This is a genomic window from Kocuria coralli (assembly GCF_008831305.1).
GTDB classification, from domain to species: Bacteria; Actinomycetota; Actinomycetes; order Actinomycetales; family Micrococcaceae; genus Kocuria; species Kocuria coralli.
In genome coordinates this window covers 45,424-67,426 of sequence record NZ_ML708623.1, presented here as the reverse complement: position 1 = coordinate 67,426, position 22,003 = coordinate 45,424, and the positions used below count along the sequence as shown (strand labels likewise).

At 69.1% G+C, this 22,003-nt stretch carries 15 protein-coding genes, 1 tRNA gene and 1 riboswitch; of the genes, 9 read left to right on the top strand and 7 right to left on the bottom strand.

The window, feature by feature from the left end; all coding sequences use genetic code 11:
- Positions 1–64: 64 nt before the first annotated feature.
- The 3 genes from FCK90_RS11985 to FCK90_RS11975 form a co-directional block, all read right to left on the bottom strand.
- Complete coding sequence (locus FCK90_RS11985; protein WP_158034531.1) at positions 65–1,015, bottom strand: LysR family transcriptional regulator; 951 nt, start codon at positions 1,013–1,015, stop codon at positions 65–67.
- 210 nt (positions 1,016–1,225) lie between these two features.
- The gene (locus FCK90_RS11980; RefSeq protein ID WP_158034530.1) at positions 1,226–1,594 is read right to left on the bottom strand and encodes a DMT family transporter; all 369 of its coding nucleotides are present in this window, start codon (positions 1,592–1,594) and stop codon (positions 1,226–1,228) included.
- A gap of 2 nt (positions 1,595–1,596) precedes the next feature.
- Positions 1,597–1,911, bottom strand: coding sequence for a DMT family transporter (locus FCK90_RS11975; protein ID WP_158034529.1), 315 nt, complete (start codon positions 1,909–1,911; stop codon positions 1,597–1,599).
- Positions 1,912–1,927: 16 nt separating this feature from the next.
- A riboswitch (guanidine-III (ykkC-III) riboswitch) is annotated at positions 1,928–1,993 on the bottom strand.
- Positions 1,994–2,188: 195 nt separating this feature from the next.
- On the opposite strand from FCK90_RS11975, the gene FCK90_RS11970 reads away from it, so the two are divergent.
- From FCK90_RS11970 to FCK90_RS11955, 4 genes are all read left to right on the top strand, one after another.
- Positions 2,189–2,887: an AzlC family ABC transporter permease gene (locus FCK90_RS11970; RefSeq protein ID WP_158034528.1), complete on the top strand. Its 699-nt coding sequence runs from the start codon at positions 2,189–2,191 to the stop codon at positions 2,885–2,887.
- A complete protein-coding gene (locus FCK90_RS11965) occupies positions 2,880–3,215 on the top strand; it encodes a branched-chain amino acid transporter permease (protein ID WP_158034527.1) in 336 nt (111 codons plus the stop codon). The genes FCK90_RS11970 and FCK90_RS11965 overlap by 8 nt, the downstream gene beginning before the upstream one ends.
- 121 nt (positions 3,216–3,336) lie before the next feature.
- Positions 3,337–5,193 (top strand): glycoside hydrolase family 15 protein, encoded by a 1,857-nt coding sequence (locus tag FCK90_RS11960; protein WP_158034526.1) that lies wholly within the window; start codon positions 3,337–3,339, stop codon positions 5,191–5,193.
- A gap of 93 nt (positions 5,194–5,286) precedes the next feature.
- Positions 5,287–6,321 carry a Gfo/Idh/MocA family protein gene (locus FCK90_RS11955; RefSeq protein WP_158034525.1) on the top strand — a complete coding sequence of 345 codons (1,035 nt, stop codon included), beginning with the start codon at positions 5,287–5,289 and terminating at the stop codon, positions 6,319–6,321.
- Between the two features lie 36 nt (positions 6,322–6,357).
- On the opposite strand, the gene FCK90_RS11950 is transcribed toward FCK90_RS11955, so the two are convergent.
- Both FCK90_RS11950 and FCK90_RS11945 read right to left on the bottom strand, forming a co-directional pair.
- Positions 6,358–7,368 carry a Gfo/Idh/MocA family protein gene (locus tag FCK90_RS11950; protein WP_158034524.1) on the bottom strand — a complete coding sequence of 337 codons (1,011 nt, stop codon included), beginning with the start codon at positions 7,366–7,368 and terminating at the stop codon, positions 6,358–6,360.
- 30 nt (positions 7,369–7,398) lie between these two features.
- Positions 7,399–8,283: a sugar phosphate isomerase/epimerase family protein gene (locus FCK90_RS11945; RefSeq protein WP_158034523.1), complete on the bottom strand. Its 885-nt coding sequence runs from the start codon at positions 8,281–8,283 to the stop codon at positions 7,399–7,401.
- Between the two features lie 181 nt (positions 8,284–8,464).
- Between FCK90_RS11945 and FCK90_RS11940 the strand changes: the two genes are divergently transcribed.
- On the top strand, positions 8,465–9,643 hold the full coding sequence (locus tag FCK90_RS11940; RefSeq protein ID WP_181954306.1) for a heparan-alpha-glucosaminide N-acetyltransferase domain-containing protein: 1,179 nt from the start codon (positions 8,465–8,467) through the stop codon (positions 9,641–9,643).
- 36 nt (positions 9,644–9,679) lie between these two features.
- Here the strand turns inward: FCK90_RS11940 and FCK90_RS11935 are convergent, their stop codons facing one another.
- Positions 9,680–11,251 (bottom strand): peptide MFS transporter, encoded by a 1,572-nt coding sequence (locus FCK90_RS11935; protein WP_158034557.1) that lies wholly within the window; start codon positions 11,249–11,251, stop codon positions 9,680–9,682.
- Between the two features lie 137 nt (positions 11,252–11,388).
- Here FCK90_RS11935 and FCK90_RS11930 point away from each other — a divergent pair, with 137 nt between their 5' ends.
- The 4 genes from FCK90_RS11930 (at position 11,389) to FCK90_RS11915 (ending at position 19,733) form a co-directional block, all read left to right on the top strand.
- Positions 11,389–13,539, top strand: a complete 2,151-nt coding sequence (locus FCK90_RS11930) for an acyltransferase family protein (protein ID WP_158034521.1) — start codon at positions 11,389–11,391, stop codon at positions 13,537–13,539.
- Between the two features lie 536 nt (positions 13,540–14,075).
- Positions 14,076–16,265: a RecQ family ATP-dependent DNA helicase gene (locus FCK90_RS11925; protein ID WP_158034520.1), complete on the top strand. Its 2,190-nt coding sequence runs from the start codon at positions 14,076–14,078 to the stop codon at positions 16,263–16,265.
- Between the two features lie 155 nt (positions 16,266–16,420).
- Positions 16,421–16,509 (top strand) — tRNA-Ser (locus tag FCK90_RS11920).
- 422 nt (positions 16,510–16,931) lie between these two features.
- Entirely contained in the window at positions 16,932–19,733 is a 2,802-nt protein-coding gene (locus FCK90_RS11915) for an HAD-IC family P-type ATPase (RefSeq protein ID WP_246180263.1), read from the top strand.
- A gap of 90 nt (positions 19,734–19,823) precedes the next feature.
- Here the strand turns inward: FCK90_RS11915 and FCK90_RS11910 are convergent, their stop codons facing one another.
- A complete protein-coding gene (locus FCK90_RS11910; RefSeq protein WP_158034519.1) occupies positions 19,824–21,959 on the bottom strand; it encodes a prolyl oligopeptidase family serine peptidase in 2,136 nt (711 codons plus the stop codon).
- Positions 21,960–22,003 lie beyond the last annotated feature (44 nt).

The window sequence follows — 22,003 nt, the reverse complement described above, 5'->3', positions numbered from 1 at the left end:
TCTGTGAACTGCGCGTCAGGAATTCATGAAATCGGCTACCGCACTCTTCGATCGGTACCGAGGGTTAGCGCTTCCGAGGCTCGGGCCCCCGGGGTATCGCCGTGGATCTCTCGTGCTCGTCGGCGATGGCCTGCAGGGTGGAGATCGCCTCGGCGAAGATCGTATGGGACCGGGCTCCGCGCCGGAGCACGGCCAAGATTCGGCGGCTGGGAGCGTCGGTGTCCCGCAGGGGGATGCGGACCACCCCGCCGTTGCCGCTGAGCCTCATGAGCCGCGGGATGAACGCGACGCCCAGCCCGTTCTCCACCAGGGCCTCCTGGGAGCCCCAGTCCGAGACCTGGTGCACCACCTGGGGGATGACCCCTGTGGCGGTGAACCCCGTGACGAAGAGCGCCCGGTACGGGGTCCCGGGGCGGTCGGTGATCCACGGTTCCCCGGCCAGTTCCTCCAGGACGATCGACTCCCGCCCCGCGAGGGGGTGGCTGGCCGGGATGAGCACGTCGAGGGGATCGTCGATCAACGGGACCTGCTCGACGCGGCTGTCGCTCAGCTCCGGTGTCGCCTGCATGGCGACGACGACGGCGATGTCCAGGCGATCCGCGATGAGCAGCTCCAGGCAACGGCCCGGGTCGGCCTCGATGATGTGGACGTCGAGCGTCGGGTGCGTTCTCTGCAGCCGGGCGGCCGCCGGCGAGAGCAGGGACCCGGTGGCGGTGGAGAACCCGCCCAGTCTGAGCAGCACCGGGGTGGAGTCCTCGTCGGCGCCTTTGACCTCGCTGTGGATCCCCTCCCACATGGCGGTGAGCTCGTCGGAGCGTCTCACCAGCGCTGCGCCGGCGGGCGTGAGCCGCAAGCCGCGCCCGTCCTTGACCACCAGACGCACGCCCAGGATGCGCTGGTACTCGCGCAACTGGTTGGAGACGGCTGAAGGCGAATAACCCAGCGCTTCCGCAGTGGCCGCGACGGTCCCGGCGACGGCAAAGGTCCTCAGCACGATGAGCCGGTGGTCGAGCACGGTCTTCCCCTTCCACGGCGGTCATCGAGAATTATGCCGATTCTCCGCGAAATCGGTATTCCAGACCAGGCCGGCAGGTGCCCCTCTCCGGCCGACGGCCTCATGGCCTGGGGCCGTCCCCGATCAGGCCGAAGTGCTCCCTCTCGGCGTCTGACCACTCGTGCCAGAAGGCCACGGTCGCCTGCTGGTCGCCGTTTTCACGGGTACGCCTCATTTCTCCGCCGGTCCATCCCCGGCAGCTTCCCGGTGTTCCTCCGTGGCGCCGTCAGGGGCGAGTTTGAGGCCGACGACGGCGACGATGATGCCGGTGATGAAGACGATCTTGCCCGCCGAGATGGACTCGGCGCCGGTGGTCATCGCGTAGGTGACGGTCAATGCCGCGCCCACACCAGTCCAGACCGCATAGGCGGTGCCGATGGGGATGTGCTTCACTGACCAGCCCAGCCCGGCCATGCTGGCCGCCAGGGCGATGAAGAACACGATCGTGGGCGCCGGTTCGCTGAGTCCGTCCGAGGTTCCCAGCGCGGTCGCCCAGACGGCTTCGAAGACGGCGCTGACGAGCAGGAGGGCCCATGCCATGGTCAGCTCACCGCCTTGAGGCCGATGACCGACCCGACCAGCAGGACCAGCAGGAGGATGCGAATGATCGTGGGTCTCTCCTGCCCGGTAACGAAACCCCAGAGCACGGTCAGGGTCGCACCGATCCCGACCCAGACGGCATAGGCGGTGCCGGTGGGCAGGTCCGTCATCGCCCAGGCGAGCCCGGCCATGCTCAGTGCGAGGGCGGCGAAGAACAGGACGGTAGGCCTGAGCTTCTTGAAGTTCTCGGATGCGGACAGTGCTGCGGCCCAGACCGCCTCCAGCATGCCCGAGAGGATCAGGATGATCCATGCCATGAGGAGCAGTACCCCTTTCGCGGCAGTCTTGTCGTGGTGCGGGTACTGCTCCCTCGTCCGCGAGCCCGGAACGGGGCTCCGCTGACGAAGGTACCGGAACCGGTTCAGGTGCGGCCAGTTCGGAGGGTGACCGCCACCGGCGGCGATGCCGGATGGCCCACGAGTCGCGTCCGCTGCTCCTGATATCTTCTTCGGGCTCGGCGATGCTGTCCGGCGAGATCTGAATGCCGGCGATCTCCTCATAGCGCCGGATCACCATGACGGAAGAGGTTGAACGATGGAGGACCAGGGGACGCGGGACGAGGTCGCCGCGGGATGGAGGATCGTCTTTCCCGCCTGCGCCGCCGTCGTGCCCCTCGGGCTCGCCCTCGGGGTCCTGGTGGTCCAATCCGGTCTGGCGTGGTGGTGGGCGCCGGTCCTGGCTGCCGTGGTGTTCGCCGGATCCATGGAGTTCCTCCTGGTCGGTCTGCTCGCCGCTGCCGCCCCGCTGGCGCAGATCGCCGTCAGCACCCTGCTGGTCAACTTCCGCCATGTCTTCTATGCCCTCTCCTTTCCTCTGCACCGGGTGACCGGAGGCGGATGGAAGGCCTACAGCACGTTCGCCCTGACCGATGAGGCGTATGCGCTGACCGCCACCCCGGAGTCGGTGCGCTGGTCGCGAGCGCGGATCATCAGCATTCAGGCGTTCTTCCACCTCGTGTGGGTCTCCTGCGTCCTGGCGGGGGCCGGCCTGGGCATGCTGATCCCTCCGCAGATCGTCGGTCTCGATTTCGCCGTCACCGCGCTGTTCGTGGTGCTCGGGATCGAGGCGTACAAGGTCCGCAGGTCACTGCCGGTGCCGGCGCTCGCTCTGGGCTGCGCGATCCTGGCCGTGCTCATCTCGCGGGAGAACATGCTCCTGATCGCGATGGGTCTGTTCGTCGCCGCGCTGATCTGCTCCCGTTTCCTGACCGTCCGGAGGCGGCGTCTTGCCTGATCAGTGGTACATCCTCTCGGGCATCCTGGTCGCGGCCGCGGTCACCTGGGGCCTGCGCGCCATCCCGTTCGCCATGCTCGCCCCCTTGCGGGAGAGCGAGCTCCTGGCCTATCTGGAGCAGCGGATGCCCGTCGGGATCATGGTGATCCTCGCCGCCTACACCCTGCGCGACACCGATCCGGCCCTCATCACCTCCGTGGGGCCCACCGCTCTGGCGCTGGGGCTCACGATCGGTGTGCAGCTCTGGCGCGGAAACATGCTGCTGAGCATCTTCGCCGGGACCGCGGTGTACGTGATCCTCGCCTCCGTCGCCGCCGCGAGCGGTTGAGGCGGGCGGGGCAAGCCTCAGGCCTTGTAGGGTCGTAAGTATGCTTGGCGCCCGACGCGAGGCCTGCCCGGCATAAGCGAACGAAGAGCTTCGGGGAGAAGCTTGGGAGGGACAACGCCCTATGACGGACGACTCAGGTCTCGGGAACCTCGACGGCGATGCCGGCACGCGCACCCAGGGGTCCGGCCACGCGGCGGGGGAGGAATCCCGTCGCCCCACCCCGCGGACGGACGGCTATGCGGACCTGCGGGCGTACGCCGCGCTCGGCGACGGCCGGACGGTCGCCCTCGTCGCCGACGACGGCCGGATCGACTGGTTCCCCGTCCCCGACCTGGACACGCCCCCGGTCTTCGCCGCACTGCTGGACGCGGAGAACGGCGGATTCGCCGAGCTGGTGCCGACGGTGCCCTACCACCTGAGCCGGCAATACGTCGTCGGGACCAACGTGCTGGTCACGACGTACGACACCGAGGACGGACGGGTGCGGGTCACCCTGTCGATGAACACGGGCGTGGCCGGGCGCTTGCCGTGGAGCGAGCTCGCCTGTCGTGTCGAAGGACTGTCCGGAGCCGTGCCGATGGCCTGGCAGGTAGCGCCCGGCACCGTGCTGGGCATGGCCTCGCCGTGGGTGGAGCAGACGCATCTGGGCCCGGTGATCCACGACGACGGCGTGACCCTGGCCGTGCGCACGCTCGGGGAGATGGACACCGAGGCCGGTCAGCAGTCCTGCCGCGGCGAGTTCGCGACCGCCGAGGGTTCCCGGCACCTGGTGGTGCTGGCCGGCACCCTCGGCGAGCCCGTCTTCCTGCCGGATCCCGAGGATGTCGACCGCGGCATCGATCGGTCCATCGACAACTGGAGGGCCTGGTCGCGGGAGTTCCACTACGACGGGCCGTGGGGCAAGGCCGTGCAGCGCAGCGCTCTCGCCCTCAAGCTCCTGCTGCACGAGCCCACGGGGGCGATCGCCGCAGCGGGAACCACGTCGCTGCCCGAGAGCCGAGCCGGCGGCAAGAACTGGGACTACCGGTACGCATGGGTCCGCGACGCCGCCTACACACTGGACGCATGGCTCGGCTTCGGGCTGCGGGAGGAGGTCCACGCCGCCATCTCCTGGACGCTGCGCACGCTGCGCGAGCACGGCATGCAGATCTTCTTTGCCCTCGACGGTTCGCTGCCGCCCGAGCCGCGGGCCTCCGACGTGCCGGGATGGCGGGGGATCGGCCCGGTCCTGACCGGCAACCGGGCCCATGACCAGCTGCAGCTGGGGGTCTACGGGGACATCCTGGCCGTGGTGCGCGGCTACGTCGACGCCGGCAACCTCCTGGACGCCGAGACCGGCAGGTTGCTGGCCTCGGTCGCGGACGAGGCCGCGGATGCCTGGCATCGGCGCGACGCCGGCATGTGGGAGCTTCCCGACGAGCACCATTACACGTCCTCCAAGCTGGGCTGCTGGCAGGCCTTGAAATGCGCGGCGCATCTGGCGGAACTGGGGCAGATCCCCGGCGATGCAGGCCGGTGGAACGCCGAGGCCGACCGCATCAGCGCGTGGGTCGATCAGCATTGCTGGTCCGAGGAACGCGGCGCCTATCTCATGTACCCCGGCGGCGACGCGCTCGATGCGTCGATCCTGCTGCATGCCCGCAGCGGCTTCGACACCGGCGAGCGGATGAGCCGCACCATCGACGCGCTGCGCGCCGAGCTCGGCTCCGGGCCGCTGCTCTACCGCTACACGGGCATGCCGGACGAGGAAGGCGCGTTCGTCGCCTGCGCCTTCTGGGGCGTTGCCGCGCTCGCCCTGGTCGATCGTGCCGAGGAAGCCGGCGAATGGATGGAGGAGCTGCTCGCCCTGGCGAACGACGTCGGCGTGTGGCCCGAGATGATCGACCCCGCGACCGGTGACTTCCTCGGCAACCTGCCCCAGGCCCTCAGTCACCTGGCGCTCATCCAGGCCGCGCTCACCCTCGCGGACCGGTCCTGAGCCGCATGGACACGGCTGCGGTATTCAGCTGTGATAGTCATTAGTCCTGACGTTCTGACATATGGGTTTCGCACCCGGCGGGAGGAGAAGAGCATGGCGATACGTATGGGTCTGGTCGGATACGGCGACGGCGGGCAGCTCTTCCATGCCCCGTATATCCAGGCGTCGCCGGAATGCGAACTCGTTGGGGTTGTCGCCCGCTCGGAAGCATCGATCGCGCGGGTGCGGGACGACCTTCCCGGCGTCTCGGCCTATCCGTCCCTGACGGACCTGCTCGATGCGGGGGTCGACGCCGTCGTCGTCTCGACCCCGCCTCAGACGCGCCGCGCCCTGGTCCTGGAGGCGCTCGAACGGGGAGTCGCCGTCGTGGCCGACAAGCCGTTCGCGCCGACCGGTGCCGACGGGCAGCGGCTGGCCGATCGCGCTCGCGAGTACGGAGCCCTCCTCAATGTCTTCCACAATCGACGTCAGGACACCGATATCGTGACGGCGCGTCGTGTCATCGACAGCGGCCGGCTGGGCAGCCTCCGGGGTCTGGACCTGAGGTTGGACCTCGACGAACCGGAAACGCTGGAGGCCGGCGAGTCCGGCGGTCTCCTGCGGGACCTCGGTTCGCACGTCGTGGACCAGGCGATCCACCTGATGGGCCCGGTACGGGCCGTGACCGCGCAGCTGTCGTGGATCGATCTGCCCGAGGGCCGCACGGACGCGGGTTTAGCGCTGGTCCTCGAGCACGGATCGGGCGCCGTCTCGCGCGTCTCGGCGTCGAAGACGAATCACCTCGTCTCGAAGGAGCTACGGGTCTACGGGAGCGAGGGCTCGTATACCTCGGACTACTCGGACGTTCAGATCGATGCGATCAGGCGCGGCGCCCGGCCCTCGGAGGACCGCGAGGCCTGGGGGTTCGAGGACCGCGCTCGCTGGGGTGTGCTCCGTACCGACGACGGCGCGACGATCGTGCCATCGGAGCAGGGCGACTACACGGTCTACTACGACGAATTCGGCAGGGCCGTCAGCCAGGGCGGGCCCGGACCCGTTCCCGCCGAGGAGGGCGTGGCCGTACTGCGCGTGCTCGACGCCGTCCGGCGCAGCGACCGCGAACGGCGCACGGTCGTGGTGGACGGGTGAGGTTGCCGGGGCCGGGAGAACCAGGCCTTCGGCACCTCAGCCGGCGTCACCGCGGTAGTCGACCGCCTGCGGCCGGCCGCTGCGCAGCGAGAGCGTCGCGGCTTCGGCGATCGCCTGCGCCTTGAGGCCGTCGTCGAGAGTCACCGGGGGAGGGGCGCCGTTCTCCAGGGCGTCCACGAACCCGGCCAGCGCGGAGGCATAGGTCGGCCTGACCCGCTCGAACCAGCCCGCGTGCAGGCCGTCGGCGACGGCATGGCCTCCGCCGTACCGCACGACATTGCCGGATGGCTGCCGCCGGGATTCGGCGAGGCCCGTGGCCCCCATGACCTCGATGCGCTCGTCGTATCCGTAGCCCGTGCGCCGGACGCTGTCGATCTGCACCAGCGCACCGCTGGGCATCCGCAGCGTGGCGACCGAGGTGTCGACGTCCCCGAACTCGGTGATCCGCGGGTCGGCGAGTGCGGATCCGGCCACGAAGACCTCCACGGGGTCCTCGCCGCAGATCCACCGTGCGAGATCGAAGAAGTGCACCGTCTGGTCCCGCATCTGGCCCCCGGAGACCTTCACGTAGTCGAGCGGCGGCGACGCCGGCCCCCGTGAGGTCAGCTGGACGAGTTCGACCTTGCCCACCTCATCCGCCTGGATGAGTCGTCGCAGCTCCGCATGGTCCCGGTCGAAGCGGCGATTGAAGTCGACCATCGCCGTGATGCCCCGGTCCTCGACGTGCGCGATGGTCCCGCGCGCGGCGGGGAGATCGAGATCGATGGGCTTCTCGACGAAGGCCGCGATGCCCGCATCAGCGGCCAGGCGGAGGTACTGCGCGTGCGTGTCCGTCGAGGAGGCGATCAGCACGGCATCGACCGCTGCCGGGTCGAACACCTCGTCGATGGACCGCGCGACGCTGGCACCGTGCGTCTTCGCGATCGTCGTGGCGCGCTCGACGGCGGCGTCGTAGACGAGCTCGAAGGCGATATCGGGGTTGGCCGCCAGGTTCCCGGCGTGGACGGCGCCGATGAAACCCGCGCCCAGGAGAGCGAATCGCTGCATGGCATGTCTCCGTTCTGGATCAGGTCCGGTTCAGCTGACGAGGATGTCGAGCAGGTTGCGCATCGTGGTCGCCACCTTGAGGAAGTCGTGTTCGTTGGCCTTGTCGGAGAACATCTCCGAGACCCACCAGCCGTCGTAGCCGGTCGTCTTCACGGCGTCCACCCATTCCTGGAGCGGAATGGCCCCGCCGCCGATCACCACGTTGCGGTGGACGCTCTGATCGGGCACGTCGTTGGCGCGATCGAGATCGAGGCCGTCGGAGATGTGCACCGCCTTGATCAGTTCCTTCGGGGTGGCCGCGACCTCCTCGAGCGTGTCGCCGACCGTCCAGTAGTGCCAGGTGTCGAGGGCGATGCCCACGTTCTCCCGGCCGGCGCGCTCGATGATCTCCAGCGAGTGGCGGTGACGGTTCACGTTCGACCACGCGAGGGGCTCGAGGTAGAGATCGAGCCCGCGGGCACCCGCGACGTCGGCCGCCTCCCGCACGTTGGCGGCGAGCACCTCGATCGCCTCGTCCTCGTCGAGACCCAGGGTGCCGCGGTAGCGGGGGTCATCGGCCGCCAGGGAGCCGGCCCGGAAGTCCTTGACGACGTTCCAGTCGACGGGGCCCGTGCACAGCTGCACGATGGGTGCTCCCACGACCACGGCGATATCGGCCATGCGCTCCACCTCGGCGATGAAGTCTTCGCGTTCCCGGCCGCGTCGTTCGATGTCGAGCACGGCGCCCAGTCCGGTCACCTCGAGCCCTTCGAGCAGCGGCGGCAGGGAGTCGACCGGGAATCCCGCGTCCAGATACCGGTAGAGCTTGGGACTCTGCAGCTCGATCCCGCCGTATCCCGCAGCCTTGGCGACGGCGATGTCGTTGACGACGTTGCCGTGGAAGGTCGTCGTGACGTTCATGGAGATCTTGGTCATGGGCTTCCATGTCCCCTTCATCGGAGTTCGTGACCTCCGCGGTGATTGCGATGCAGGTCACATCGGCCTCCCCAAATGTTAGTACATCTGGACATGAATGGGGCGTTCAATCGTTCCGTCGATGTGGGGCAGAATCGTAGGCACCGTCCGTGTCCCTGAGCCCGAGAGCCTCACCTCCACCGTGAACGACCGCCTTCGCGCCAACATCGCCCGGCTGGAGCCGCCGCGCCGTTCCCCGGGGATCGATCTGGCCCGGGGGCTGGCCGTCCTGGGGATGTTCGCGGCCCATCTGCTGGCGGTGACGCCCCTCTCCTGGACGGCGCCGGACACCTGGCTGGGCATCGTGGAGGGCCGCTCGGCGATCACGTTCGCCACGTTGGCGGGAGTCTCGCTGGGACTGCTCACGACCTCGTCCTCCCGGGAGGCGCTTCCGGCGGATGCAGCCGCGCCGGCCGGTTCCGGTCTCGAGCGCGCACGCGAGTCCATCACCACCCGCGCCGTCCTCATCTGGGCACTGGGGCTGTTCCTGCTCGGGCTCGAGGTCCCCGTGTACGTGGTGCTCCCCGCCTACGGGCTGCTGCTCTGGGCAGGTGCCCGCATGGTGGGATGGTCCACCCGCGCCCTGTTCACCGCGGCGGGGGCCGCCGCGGTGACCGGTCCGTTCGTCGTCGCGCTGATCAATGCCGGAGGCCCGCCCGCACCCGGGGGCTTCGCCGAGATGGTGTCGTTCCTGCTGGGCTGGAACTATCCGTTCGTCGTCTGGATCGCTTTCGTGGCGGCGGGCCTGGGTGCCGGGAGGTTCCTGGCGCACGGGATCGCCCGGGCGTGGCTGCTGCTGGGCCTCGGGGCCGGGCTGGCCGTCGTGGGATACGGGCTGATCGGCCCGGTCGGCAACGCCGTCGTCGACCGGTACGGCGAGGCTCTCCAGCCCGGGACCCGGCTGTGGGTCTTGTCGGTGCTGCAGGACTTCCCGCATTCCTCCGGGGTGGGGGAGGCGATCGGCTCCGGGGGCTTCGCGCTGGCGCTGGTCGCGCTCTGCGTCCTGATCGGTAGGACGCCCCTGCGCTGGGTCGCCTGGCCCCTCCGGGCGGTCGGGTCGATGCCCCTGACCGCCTATACCGCTCACCTGATCGCCTGGTGGATCTGGATGATGCTCGCACCGGGGAGCGGTGCCCAGGCCGACTCGTTGTCCGCGTTCAGGGCAGCCGACCCGTTCTGGCCCATGACTCTGGGCATCGTCTCCGGATGCGTGGCCTGGACCCTGCTATGGGGGAGAGGCCCGCTGGAGCGTCTGGTGCACTACCTGTCCGAGACGGTGGGGCACCTGAGCGGCGATGCGGGCCGGCGTCCGGGCCCGTAGCCGCCCAGGTGCCCCGTGGGTGGTGATGGTGCCGCGCTACCGGACTCCGCGCATGAGCTTGGTGACCGGCCTGGACAGCGCCAGGATCACCAGGCCGATGGCGATGGTCACGGCACCCAGAGTGCCGAAGTAGGCGGCCTCGTTCTCGGGGCTGTAGAACTGCGCGAGCGAGCCGGACAGCGCCGTTCCCAGGGCCACCGAGAGGTAGTTGAGCGAGACCATCATGACCGGATAGGACTTCGGGGCCAGCTTGGTGGACACCGAGAGTCCCACGGGCGAGAGCATCAGCTCGCCCATGGTGGCCATGAGCATGATCAGCGCGACCCACAGCACCGCCACGGCGGCCACGTTCACCTGGCTCAGGAACACCAGGAACGCGGCTCCCATCAGCATGATGCCCAGGGCGAACTTGGTGGGGGTGGCCGGCTGGCGCTTGCCGAGCTTGGTCCACAAGGCGGCGAAGACCGGAGCCAGCACGATGATGAAGAACGGGTTGAAGGACTGCACCCACGGCACGGGGATCTCCCAGGTGCCGATCATGCGGTTGAGCCGTTCGTCCGAGTAGATCGTGATCACCGTGAACTGCTGCTGGAACAACGCGAAGAACGCCGCCGAGCCGATGAACATGGGGATGAACGCGGTCACGCGCGAACGCTCGGTGGCGTCGAGCTTCTTGCTGGTCAGCAGCAGGACGAAGAGCGCGACCGCGGCCACGATGATGGCCACGACGATCACGTCCGCCAGGTTGCCCGCATGCAGCCATCCCGCGAAGACGGCCACCAGGATGAGGGCGATCGCGGCCACCGCGATGACGATCCACCGCGGATAGTGGGAGCGCGGGAGCGGGTTGGGCACGGAGTGCACCTCATGGGGCAGACGCCGCCGGTTGATCGTGTACTGGATCAGGCCGATGGCCATGCCCACGGCCGCCAGCGCGAAGCCCAGATGGAACCCCCAAGACTGCTGCACCCAGCCGGTGACGAGCGGTCCGATCAGGCCGCCCACGTTGATGCCCATGTAGAAGATGGAGAAGCCGGCATCGCGGCGAGGATCGTCGAGGTCGTAGAGATTGCCCACCAGGCTGGTGATATTGGCCTTCAGACCGCCGGACCCGATCGCGATCAGGATCAGGCCCACACCCAGGCCGGTGTAGCCGGGCAGCAGGGAGAGCGCCACATGGCCGGCCATGATCATGATGGCGCTGGCGAACATCGCCCGTTCCGAGCCGATCAGGCGGTCGGCCACCCATGCGCCCAGGATGGTGCAGAGGTAGACCGTGCCGCCGTAGGCGCCGACGATGCCCGCGGCGACGCCCTGGTCCATGCCCAGGCCGCCTTCGGTGGTCTGGTAGTACATGTAGAGCAGCACGATGCCCTGCATGCCGTAGAAGGAGAAACGTTCCCACAACTCGACGGAGAACAGGGCCGCCAGCATGCGGGGCTGTCCCAGGAAGGTCTTGGTGGGGCTGGGGTGCTGCGATGAGGGATCGGCGCCCACCGGCGAGATCGCCGCCGGGGGCCGGTCCTCATGATCATTCGGTGTATTCGCGTAACTACCATGCACCCGTTCGGGTCCGCCGCCAATGATTCTTGCCGTGGTGGTGCGCATCATGTGCGGCGCGGGGGAGTGACCGAACTCCCGCCCCAGACCCTTTCCCCGCGTAGTTAGCATGCGTAAACTGGCCTGCTGGTAAAGGCTTTCCCACCGGTTGAGGTCCCAGCATCACTAGCAGCACCAGCGCCAGCATGTCCGCCGGGCTTCCCCCGGACCCGTCCGCCGTCGGGGCGGTACGGGGAGAGCCCGTTGCCGGAGCCGGCCGGAAGGAACGACAGGCGGCTCGCCGGCCCGAGATCCAGGGCCTGCGCGGCCTGGCCCTGCTGCTGGTCGTGGGCTTCCACCTCTGGGGCAGCGGCGTCTCCGGCGGCGTCGACGTCTTCTTCGTGATCTCCGCCTACCTCCTGACCCTCTCCTTCATGCGCAAGGCCGAGGGCGGCAGGCCGCTGGGGCTGCTGCACTACTGGTCGAGGACGTTCGTGCGTCTCCTGGTGCCGGTGGGCATCGTGCTGCTGACCGTCCTGGCCTGTGCCATCGCCATCTATCCGCGGTCGAGGTGGCAGGCGTTGTGGGAGCAGCTGCTGGCAGCGGCCACCTACCACCTGAACTGGAACCTGGCGCAGAGCTCCGTGGACTACTACGCGGGCGGAGGGGCCACCTCGAGCCCGGTTCAGCACATGTGGTCGCTGGCCGTCCAGGGCCAGGTCTTCGTGCTGTTCCCGGTGCTCATCGCCGTGGCGGTGCTGATCGCCCGGATCTGCGGGTTCCGGTTCCGGCCGGTGGCCGTCGTCGTCTTCGCGACGGTTCTCGTCACCTCCCTGGCGGCGTCGATCGCCACCACGCACCTGAACCCGGCCCCGGCCTACTTCGACACCCGCCTGCGGCTGTGGGAGTTCGCACTGGGTGCGCTGGTCGCGCTGATCGTCACCCGGCCCATCCCCCGCCGGCTCGCGGTCGTCCTGGGCTGGACCGGTGCGGCGGCGGTCTTCGGCACCGGTTTCATCGTGGGCCCCGATGCGCTCTTCCCGGGCTGGGCCGCGCTGCTGCCGACCGTGGGTGCAGCCATGGTCCTCATGGTCAAGGACGACGGCGGCGCTCACGGGGTCCAGGCCCCCTTGCGCGCCCGCTGGCTCACCTGGGTGGGCGACCGCTCCTACGGCATCTACCTGTGGCACTGGCCGCTGCTGATCACCTACCTGCTGCGCACCGGGCGCGAGACCGTGCCGCTGCACGTCGGGCTGGCCATCGTCGCCCTCTCGATCCTGCTGTCCCTGGGGACGGAGCAGGCGGTCAAGTTCGTCACCCGTCCGCGTTCGGCCAAGCAACGCGCCTCCACGCGCAAGGAACTGGTCCGACTCGTGGCGATCGTCGGCGTCGTCGCCCTTCCGGTGACCGCCGCCCAGGCCTGGACCGACACGAAAGCGCGGGTGCAGGCCGACTACGACCGCTCGGCGGAGAACTACCCCGGGGCGGCGGTGGCCACGGACGCCTACGACTCCTCGGCGCTGCCGGACCTGGAACCGATCCCCATGTGGTCGGAGATCGACGGGGAATGGGGCGATCCCGGCCCGGAGTGCACCGGGGACCAGATCCCTGACGGCTTCGAGGACGGCGGCGAATGCTACGTCTACGACCCCAATCCCGGGGCCGAGGATGCGGAGGCGGTCGGCGACGAGGTCGCCGCCACCCCGTTGAAGCAGGACGGGGACCAGCCCCAGCGCACCGTCGTCCTGCTGGGAGACTCGCATGCCAAGCAGCTCTCCGAGCCGCTGAAGGCCGTGGCCGACGCGCAGAACTGGCAGCTGGTCAGCTACCTCTACCCGGCCTGCCGCTACGCCGGCCACAACGACGACTACACCGACGAGTGCAACGCCTTCAACGAGACCGCCCGCGCCGCCGTCCTGGACCTGGACCCCGACGCCGTGATCGGGCAGGGCACCCGCTCGCTCAAGGACGGCGACCGGGAGGAGCTCGTCGCCCACTGGGACGAGGGCATGGAGCCGTTCGCGGCGGAGGGCATCTCCATCGTGAGCGTCCGGGACAACCCCCGCTGGGAACGCGACATGTACGAGTGCGTGGACCTGTACGGCGCCGACAGCGCCATGTGCTCCGATTCCCTGGAGGACGCCCTGGGCGGCCAGGCGATCGTGGACCAGCATGAGGCAGAGCATCCGGACGTGCCGTTGGTGGACCTGACAGACCTGTACTGCCCGGATGGCCAGTGCGGTCCCGTGACGGGCAACATGATGGTCTACCGGGACATGGACCACGTCACCCGGACCTTCGGGCTGACCACTGCACCCGAGCTCGAACGGCGGTTGCTGGCGGCACTCGACTGGTGAGGGCCGCTGACGGCCGTGGCCCCGGAGTGGTCCTCCGCGCCCTCCAGAGTGGATGCATCCCTAGATGAAGCTGCATTACGCCGCCTCAGCGAGCCGATGGAGGGCGTTTCCTGTCCCCATTTTGCCTGACAGGGGTGGGTGCGAGGGAGGGTCCCGCATGCCCCTGATGGGCGCAATCATGCGCTGATCCGCGGCGATGCCGTTCACCCGTTCTGTGGTGGCTGAGAACAAGTTGCCAACGGCTATGTACTCGGCGGTTGTAGATCTGTCACGATTTCATTCAACGGCTCGACCTCAGAGACGTCTGGACGGCAGATTACTTGCCCATCCAGGGATCCATGGACGAGCTTCGGCGTGCTGAGCATCGGGGGGTGCTAGGCCGCCAAGTGGCCCGCCGCATCTGGGGAGAGGCGGCGAGTTCAAGGGGTTGGGATCGGTCGGGGGGCCGGTCCCAACCCCCATGACTTTCCCGTGACTTCTCCACAGCCGGCGCTGCAGCCTGTTGTGCTGTCCGAGCCTGTTGGCAGACTGGCCGCATGGCGATTCCGGAAAGAGCAGCACCCACCGCTGGTACCGATCCCGGTCTGAAGGATCAGGCGATCGAGCTGCTGCGCGCGCTCACGGGGCGCGACGACGCCGTGTTCCACCCCGGGCAGTTCGAGGCCATCGAGGCGCTGGTCGCCCAGGGGCGCAGGGCGCTCGTGGTGCAACGCACCGGCTGGGGCAAGTCCGCCGTCTATTTCATCGCTTCGCTGCTTCTGCGGGCCCGGGGGAGAGGCCCCACCCTGATCGTCTCGCCGCTGCTGGCCCTCATGCGCGACCAGGTCGCGGCGGCCGCCCGGGCCGGGGTGCGCGCGGCCTCCATCAGCTCCGCCAACGCCACCGAGTGGGGGGAGATCCTGGAGCGGCTGGACCACGACGACGTGGACGTCCTCCTGATTTCGCCCGAACGCCTCAACAACGCCCGTTTCCGGGAGGAGAGGCTCCCCCAGCTGGTCGAACGCATGGGGCTGCTGGTCATCGACGAAGCCCATTGCATCTCCGACTGGGGGCACGACTTCAGGCCGGACTACCGGCGGATCCGGGACCTGATCGGTCGTCTCCCGCAGAGCGTTCCGGTGCTCGCCACCACGGCCACCGCGAATCAGCGGGTGGTCCACGACGTCGAGGAGCAGCTGGGCGTGGGGCTCGCCTCCGACGGCAGGGAGCCCGTGCTGACCCTGCGGGGCCCTCTGGCACGCGACTCCCTGCGCCTGGGGGTCCTGCGCCTGCCGTCGAACACGGTTCGGCTGGCATGGCTGCTGGAGCATCTGAACGACTTCCAGGGGTCCGGCATCATCTACGCCCTGACCATCAGCGCCGCCGAGGACACCGCTCATGCGCTGTCGGAGGCCGGGTACACGGTGGAGGCCTACACCGGCCGTACGGACCCCGCGGATCGCGAACGGCTCGAACTGGAGCTCAAGGAGAACCGGGTCAAAGCGCTCGTGGCGACTTCCGCGCTGGGCATGGGGTTCGACAAGCCGGACCTGGGCTTCGTGGTGCATCTCGGGGCGCCGTCGTCGCCGGTGGCCTACTACCAGCAGGTGGGCCGAGCCGGACGAGCCACCGAAAGGGCGGACGTACTGCTGCTGCCCGGAACCGAGGACCGCGAGATCTGGGAGTACTTCGCCACGGCGTCCATGCCCACGGAGGCCAAGGCGACGGCCGTCCTGGGGGAGCTGGGGGCCTCGGAGCGGCCGCTGAGCGTGGGAGCGCTGGAGGCTCGCGTGGACATCAAGCGCTCGCCCCTGAACATGCTCCTCCGGGTGCTGGCCGTGGACGGCGCCGTCGAGCAGGTCCAGGGCGGCTGGCAGTCGACCGGCAGACCCTGGAGCTATGACGCCGAACGATATGCGCGGATCCATCAGGCGCGGATCGTCGAGCAGAACGCGATGCTGGACTACGAGAACAAGTCCACCTGCCGCATGGAGATGCTGGTCGAGCAGCTGGATGATCCTCAGGCGGCGCCATGCGGGCGGTGCGACAACTGCGCGGGCGCCTGGTATGCCACCCAGATCAGCCGTGAGGCCTCCGACTCCGCCACGACCGCCCTCAAGCGGGTGGGGGTGGAGATCGATCCCCGGGCCCAGTGGCCGGTCGGCATGCAGAGGCTGGGCGTGCCCTTGAAGGGGAACATCCCGCCGGAGGAGCGGGCCTCCGCCGGGCGGGCCGTGGCCCGCCTCACCGACCTCGGCTGGGGTAATCGTTTACGAGAGGTCTTCCACACGGATGCCCAGGGGTTGCCGATGGACCAGGAGGTCGACAAGGGGCTGGGGCGCGCCTGCGTCGAGGTCCTCGCCCAGTGGAGCCACGACGGCTGGGGCGGTACGGGACGCCCGGAGGGGATCATCTCGATGCCCTCCGTCGCCCGTCCTCGGCTGGTGCGGTCACTGGCGGCCGGTCTCGCGAGCGCGGGCCATCTGCCGTACCTGGGGGAGCTCGGCCTGGCCCCTGACCATCCCGGAGGGGGAGGCGGCAACGGCGCGTATCAGCTGGCGGCGGTATGGGAGAAGTTCGTGGTCACCCCTCAGCTCCGCGAAGCCATGGAGGACCTGGCCGGCGCACCAGTGCTGCTCATCGACGACCTGGTGGACAGCCGGTGGTCCCTGACGGTCGCCGCTCGTGAGCTCCGCCTGGCCGGGTTGGGCCCGGTCCTTCCCTTCGTCCTCGCCTCACGAGGCTGACCGCCTGCCCGGCTGACCGCGACCCGGCACCGCTAGATCGTCGGGGACCGGGCGGCGGGTGCGCGTCGTTCGAGGTTTTGACCCGGATCACCCGCTCCGACTACCATGGCTGATGCTGTTTCCCATCGGCGGCTTCGTCGCCCGGGATATGGCCAGGAGACGTGCCAGAGCGGCCGAATGGACTTCACTGCTAATGAAGGATCCGGGGAAACCTGGATCGAGGGTTCAAATCCCTCCGTCTCCGCTGGTTTGACCAGCAACGACGCCCCTGCCACTGGCAGGGGCGTCGTTTTTCGTTGATGCGAGACGCATTTCGTTGACACGGGCCCGTGCAGCGCCGCCTGAAGCGCGAGTAGCGACTTCGGCCGCCCATCAGCGCTGATGGGCGGCCGAAGTCACTACTCGGCGGGGGAAGAGCCGGCGGAGGGGCACCCTACGTGACCAGCGCAACAGGGCAACTCCTGCCACCGGACGCTCTCGGCGTGAAAGTAGGGAGCAAGCTTTCTAATCTGGAAAGACGGCCCCGACGGTTCCTCTCCGCAACCGGATCCAGCGGGTCGCCTCCGACGGTCTGCACCTCGGAGAAGGCGATCCGCACCGCAGGAAGGTCCGCAGGAAACGGAGCCACCCCCGGGGCCGCCGAACCCGCTTGAGGAGAGCTCACGAGTGCCAGCCGACCCCCGTCCGTCCGGAACCATCGAGACCCCCGCCGACAGCAAGATCTCCTTGCACGACGTGTCGCATGACGTGGTGCAGGAGACGCCGGGGTTCACCCCGGTGGAGGATGCCTACGCCTTGCCCGCGGAGGCGGTCCGCGAACAGCTGGGGGTGGATCCGGACCGGGGGCTCGGCTCCCACGACGTGGAGACCCGGCGCCAGCAGGCCGGACCGAACAGGCTTCCCGATCCGCCACGGGACAACGCCGTGGTCAGGTTCCTGCGGCACTTCAACGATGTCCTGATCTACGTCCTGCTGGTGGCCGCCGTCCTGACAGGCATCCTGCAGGAATGGGTGGACATGGCGGTCATCCTGGTGGTCGTGCTCGTCAACGCGGCGATCGGCTTCATCCAGGAAGGCCGGGCCGAGAAGGCACTGGAGGGCATCCGGGACATGCTCTCCGCCACGGCCAGCGTGAAACGCGACGGTTCCTGGTCCACCGTGGACGCCGAGGACCTGGTGCCCGGCGACGTCGTCCGGCTCAGCGCCGGTGACAAGATCCCGGCCGATATCCGGCTGCTCGACGCCGCGAACATGACCTCCGAGGAATCCGCGCTGACCGGCGAGTCCGTTCCCGCCGAGAAATCCGTTCCGGAGGTCGCCGAGGGCGCTGCCCTGGGGGACCGCACCTCCATGGTGTTCTCCGGCTCGATGCTGGCCTCCGGGGCGGGGGCGGGCATCGTTGTCGAAACTGGCCCCACGGCGGAGATCGGGCGCATCAACGAGATGATGTCCGAGGTCGAGACCCTGGAGACCCCGTTGACCCGCCAGGTCGCCGTGTTCAGCAAGTGGCTGTCGCTGGGCGTGCTGGTGGTCTCCGTGGCCCTGGTCCTGGTGGGCTGGCTGGTCCACGGCACGGACCTGCTGGAGCTGCTGCTGGCGGCGGTGGGCTTCGCCGTCGCCGCCATTCCCGAGGGGCTGCCCGCGCTGATCACGATCACCCTGGCGCTGGGTGTGCAGGCCATGGCCCGCCAGAAGGCCATCACCCGGAAACTGCCCGCGGTCCAGACGCTGGGCAGCGTGACCACGATCTGCTCGGACAAGACGGGCACGCTGACCAAGAACGAGATGACCGTGGTTCGCGGGGTGGTGGGAGACCTCGAATTCGAGGTCTCGGGATCCGGATACGATCCGCACGGCTCCGTGACAGCCGGCGGGCAAAACTTGGGCCTGGACCATCCCGCTCTGCGCCCGCTGGCCGAGGCCATGGGCGCAGTCAACGATGCCGACCTGGTCGAAGACGAGGAGGGCTGGAAGGTCGTGGGCGAGCCCACCGAGGGCGCTCTGCGTTCGTTCGCCGCCAAGCTCGACCTCGACCGCTCATCCATCGGCCGCCGGGCGGTCCTGCCCTTCAGCTCGGACTACAAATTCATGGCCGCGACCCTGGAGCTGCCCGGCGGTGACGGCGCCTGCGTCATGGTCAAGGGGGCGCCGGACGTTCTGCTATCGCGATCGGCCAGCCAGATCGATGCCTCCGGGGGCGCCCGTGACCTGGACCGTGAAGGCTGGGAGCGGCGCATCCAGGACCTGAGCGACCAGGGGCTGCGCGTGCTCGCAGCAGCCCGCCGGCCTGCCCGCGACGGAGACACCGATGCGCTCACTCCGGAGTCCCTGGGGCAGGAACTCCAGTTCGTGGGCGTGGTGGGCATCGTGGACCCGCCGCGCAGCGAGGCCATCACCGCCGTCAAGGCCTGCCAGGAGGCGGGCATCGTGATCAAGATGATCACCGGCGACCACGCGGGAACGGCCACCGCCATCGCCCGCCAGATGGGCATCGACGACGGCGCGGGAGCGATCACCGGCCAGGAGCTCGAGGAGGCCGGCGACGACGAGCTGCGCACCCTGGTCCGTACCCACAATGTCTTCGCCCGGACCAGCCCCGAGCACAAGCTGCGGCTGGTCCGCGCGCTGCAGGCGGAGGGGGAGGTCGTCGCGATGACCGGCGACGGCGTCAACGACGCTCCCGCCCTGCGGCGGGCCGACGTCGGCGTGGCCATGGGCATCAAGGGGACCGAGGTGACCAAGGAGTCGGCCGAGGTCGTCCTGGGCGACGACAACTTCTCCACCATCGAGACCGCGGTGGAGGAGGGGCGGCGGATCTACGACAACCTGCGGAAGGCCATCGTGTTCCTGCTGCCCACCAACGGCGCTCAATCGCTGGTGATGCTGTTCGCGGTCTTCTTCGGCTGGACCTTGCCGCTGACGCCGCTGCAGATCCTGTGGGTGAACATGGTCACCGGCGTGACCCTCGCCTTCGCTTTTGCTTTCGAGCCGGCCGAGGGCGACATCATGAAGCGCAAGCCGGCGGCGGCGGGGGAGTCCATCGTGCGGTTACGGCACATCGTGCAGATCGCGGTGGCCTCCGTGCTCATCAGCGGCTTGACGATGGGCGTGTTCTACTGGCGCCTGGGCGCGGGGGACACCCTGGAATCGGCCCGCACGGTGGCCACCACCGTGCTCGTGGCGGCGCAGGTCGTCTATCTGTTCAACGTCAAGGCCCTGGAGACCTCCAGCCTGCATCCCAGGACGTTCCTCAACAACAAGGTGGCCTGGCTGGTCGTCGGGATCCTGACGGCCTTGCAGCTCGTGTTCATCTACTGGCCGGTGTTCCACGAGGCCTTCGGCACCTCGGACCTGCAGCTCGTCGAGATCGGCATGACCGCGGCCGCCGGCGTGATCGTCTTCCTCGTCATGGAGATGGCCAAGCTGATCATCTACGGCAGGCGGGAGGCCGGCGCCGTCGTACGCTGACCGCCCCAACGACCGCCCAGACGGGAGTCCGGTCGCCCATCGACCCCGATGAGCGACCGGACTCCGGATTCGGCACGGACCGGCCCGCGCCTACAGCGTTCCCGTCACGCACCGCCACAGGAACTCGAAGGACAGTGCGTGGGAGCGGGCGGCCTGCTTGTTGTCGCCCGCCCCGGCATGTCCGCCCTCGAGCGTCTCGTGGAACCACACCCGGTCGTGTCCCTGGGTGATCATGCGGGCCGCCATCTTGCGGGCCTGCACGGGGCCCACGCGGTCGTCGCTCGTGGCGGTCCAGAACAGCACGGGAGGATAGACCCCGCCCTGCTGTACCAGGTGGTACGGGGAGAACGTCCGGATGAACTCCCACTGCGCCGGGTCCTCGGGATCGCCGTATTCGGCCATCCACGACGTGCCCGCCGAGAGCTTCGTATAGCGGCGCATGTCCAGGAGCGGGACGCCGCAGGAGATCCCGCCGAACAGGTGCGGGTAGCTCACGAGCATGTTGCCCACCAGCAGCCCGCCGTTCGAACCACCCGAGCACGCCAGCGTCGCGGGGGAGCTGACACCGCGGTCGTGCAGGTCCTGAGCCACGGCGGCGAAGTCCTCGTAGGCCCGGTGCCGGTTCTCCTTGAGCGCCGCGCGGTGCCAGCCGGGGCCGAACTCGCCACCGCCTCGGATATTGGCGACGACGTACACGCCGGTGCGTCCGGCGGCCACGGGTCCCCCGGTGTGCGCTGCGTCGTCCTCGAGGCGCCGGGTGAGCCACGAACGGCCGATCACCCCGGAGTAGGCGGGCGTGCGGGAGACCTCGAACCCTCCGTAGCCCGACAGCAGCACGGGATTGCGCCCGTCCAGCGGTAGCCCTGCCGGGCCCACCTGGTAGTAGGGGACCCGGGTGCCGTCGGCGGAGACCGCCCAGTGCTGCTCGACGCTGAGTCCGGACTCGTCGAAGAACGACGGCGCCCGCTTGATCGTGCGCGGCGCCGTCCCTTCGGCGGACTCCACTCCCAGGGTGCCGCGCATGATCGTGGTGGGGCGCAGGAAACCGGACGTGCTGACCCAGACGTCGTCGCCCTCGTCCGGGTCCTCGTCGTCGACCGCCCAGACGGAGGTCGAGTGGTGGGCCAGGCCCGCCTCGAACGGGCGGGACTCCCAGGTGCCGGGGGTCAGGATCCGGATCTCCGAGGAGACGTCGTGCAGCAGCTGGAGGACCAGGCGGTCGGCGGTCCAGGACCAGCCCTGCAGGCTGACATGCGGATCCGGCGCGAACAGGACGTCCAGCTCGCGCTCCCCGCCCTGGAAGGCCTCCAGGTCGGCGGCCAGCAGCGTCCCGGGTGCGTATTCGGCATCCTGATGGCGCCAGGTCTCCTGGGGCCGGAACAGCACCCACTGCTTGTGGACGGACACCTCCACGGACTCGGGCACCCGGATCGGGACGGGCCGGCCGTCGTCGTCGAACACGTAGGTCACCGAGCGGAAGAAGTCGATGACGTCCATGGCCAGCATGCGCTCGAACCCGGGGGTGTGATCGCGTCCCGCCCATGCCTGGACGTGGTCGTGGGCGACCTCGAACACCACGGGGGCCTCCGCGAGGGCCTCGCCCCGGCGGAGCCGTCTCACCTGGGCCGGGTAGGAGGACGAGGTGAGCGATCCCGGCCCTGTCTCCGTGGCCACGAGCAGGGTGTCCGCATCCACCCAGGAGGCGGAGGTCTTGGCCACGGGAATGTCGAAACCGCCGTCGGCTGGAGCCACGAACTCGCGGGTGGTGAGATCGAATTCGCGGACCCGCCGGGCATCGCCGCCGTCCGGGGTCAGCGAGATCAGAGCCCGGCGCCACTGCCCGTCCGTGTACTGGGGGCGCAGCAGGCGGGATCCGGCCCACACCCACGGCGTGCCCTCGGCCTCCGCGAGCCGGTCCAGGTCCAGGAGGATCTCCCATTCCGGGGATTCGCCGGCCCAGGAGTCCCAGGTGGTCCGGCGGAATAGGCCGCGGGGGTGATCTGCGTCGCGCCAGAAGTTGTAGTAGAAGGGCCCCTGCTTGGAGACCATGGGGATCTTGGCGGTGGAGTCCATGACCTCCAGCGCGCCGGCCTCGATGCGCCGCAACGAATCCGTGACCAGGAGCGTCTCGGTCCGGTCGTTCTGACGCTGAACCCACTCGAGAGCCGCAGGGTCGTGGATCTCCTCCAGCCAGAGGACGTCGTCGTGGATGTCTTGAACGCTCATGCACGCGAGCCTAAGCCCCGGCGGGGTCCGCATGCCCGTTCTAT

What these genes read in the sequence shown, in the direction of transcription:
- FCK90_RS11980 (WP_158034530.1), bottom strand. Translation starts at nt 1,594, where the DNA reads ATGGCATGGGCCCTCCTGCTCGTCAGCGCCGTCTTCGAAGCCGTCTGG.
- FCK90_RS11975 (WP_158034529.1), bottom strand. Translation starts at nt 1,911, where the DNA reads ATGGCATGGATCATCCTGATCCTCTCGGGCATGCTGGAGGCGGTCTGG.
- FCK90_RS11970 (WP_158034528.1), top strand. Translation starts at nt 2,189, where the DNA reads ATGGAGGACCAGGGGACGCGGGACGAGGTCGCCGCGGGATGGAGGATC.
- FCK90_RS11960 (WP_158034526.1), top strand. Translation starts at nt 3,337, where the DNA reads ATGACGGACGACTCAGGTCTCGGGAACCTCGACGGCGATGCCGGCACG.
- FCK90_RS11955 (WP_158034525.1), top strand. Translation starts at nt 5,287, where the DNA reads ATGGCGATACGTATGGGTCTGGTCGGATACGGCGACGGCGGGCAGCTC.
- FCK90_RS11950 (WP_158034524.1), bottom strand. Translation starts at nt 7,368, where the DNA reads ATGCAGCGATTCGCTCTCCTGGGCGCGGGTTTCATCGGCGCCGTCCAC.
- FCK90_RS11945 (WP_158034523.1), bottom strand. Translation starts at nt 8,283, where the DNA reads ATGACCAAGATCTCCATGAACGTCACGACGACCTTCCACGGCAACGTC.
- FCK90_RS11935 (WP_158034557.1), bottom strand. Translation starts at nt 11,251, where the DNA reads ATGCGCACCACCACGGCAAGAATCATTGGCGGCGGACCCGAACGGGTG.
- FCK90_RS11930 (WP_158034521.1), top strand. Translation starts at nt 11,389, where the DNA reads ATGTCCGCCGGGCTTCCCCCGGACCCGTCCGCCGTCGGGGCGGTACGG.
- FCK90_RS11925 (WP_158034520.1), top strand. Translation starts at nt 14,076, where the DNA reads ATGGCGATTCCGGAAAGAGCAGCACCCACCGCTGGTACCGATCCCGGT.
- FCK90_RS11910 (WP_158034519.1), bottom strand. Translation starts at nt 21,959, where the DNA reads ATGAGCGTTCAAGACATCCACGACGACGTCCTCTGGCTGGAGGAGATC.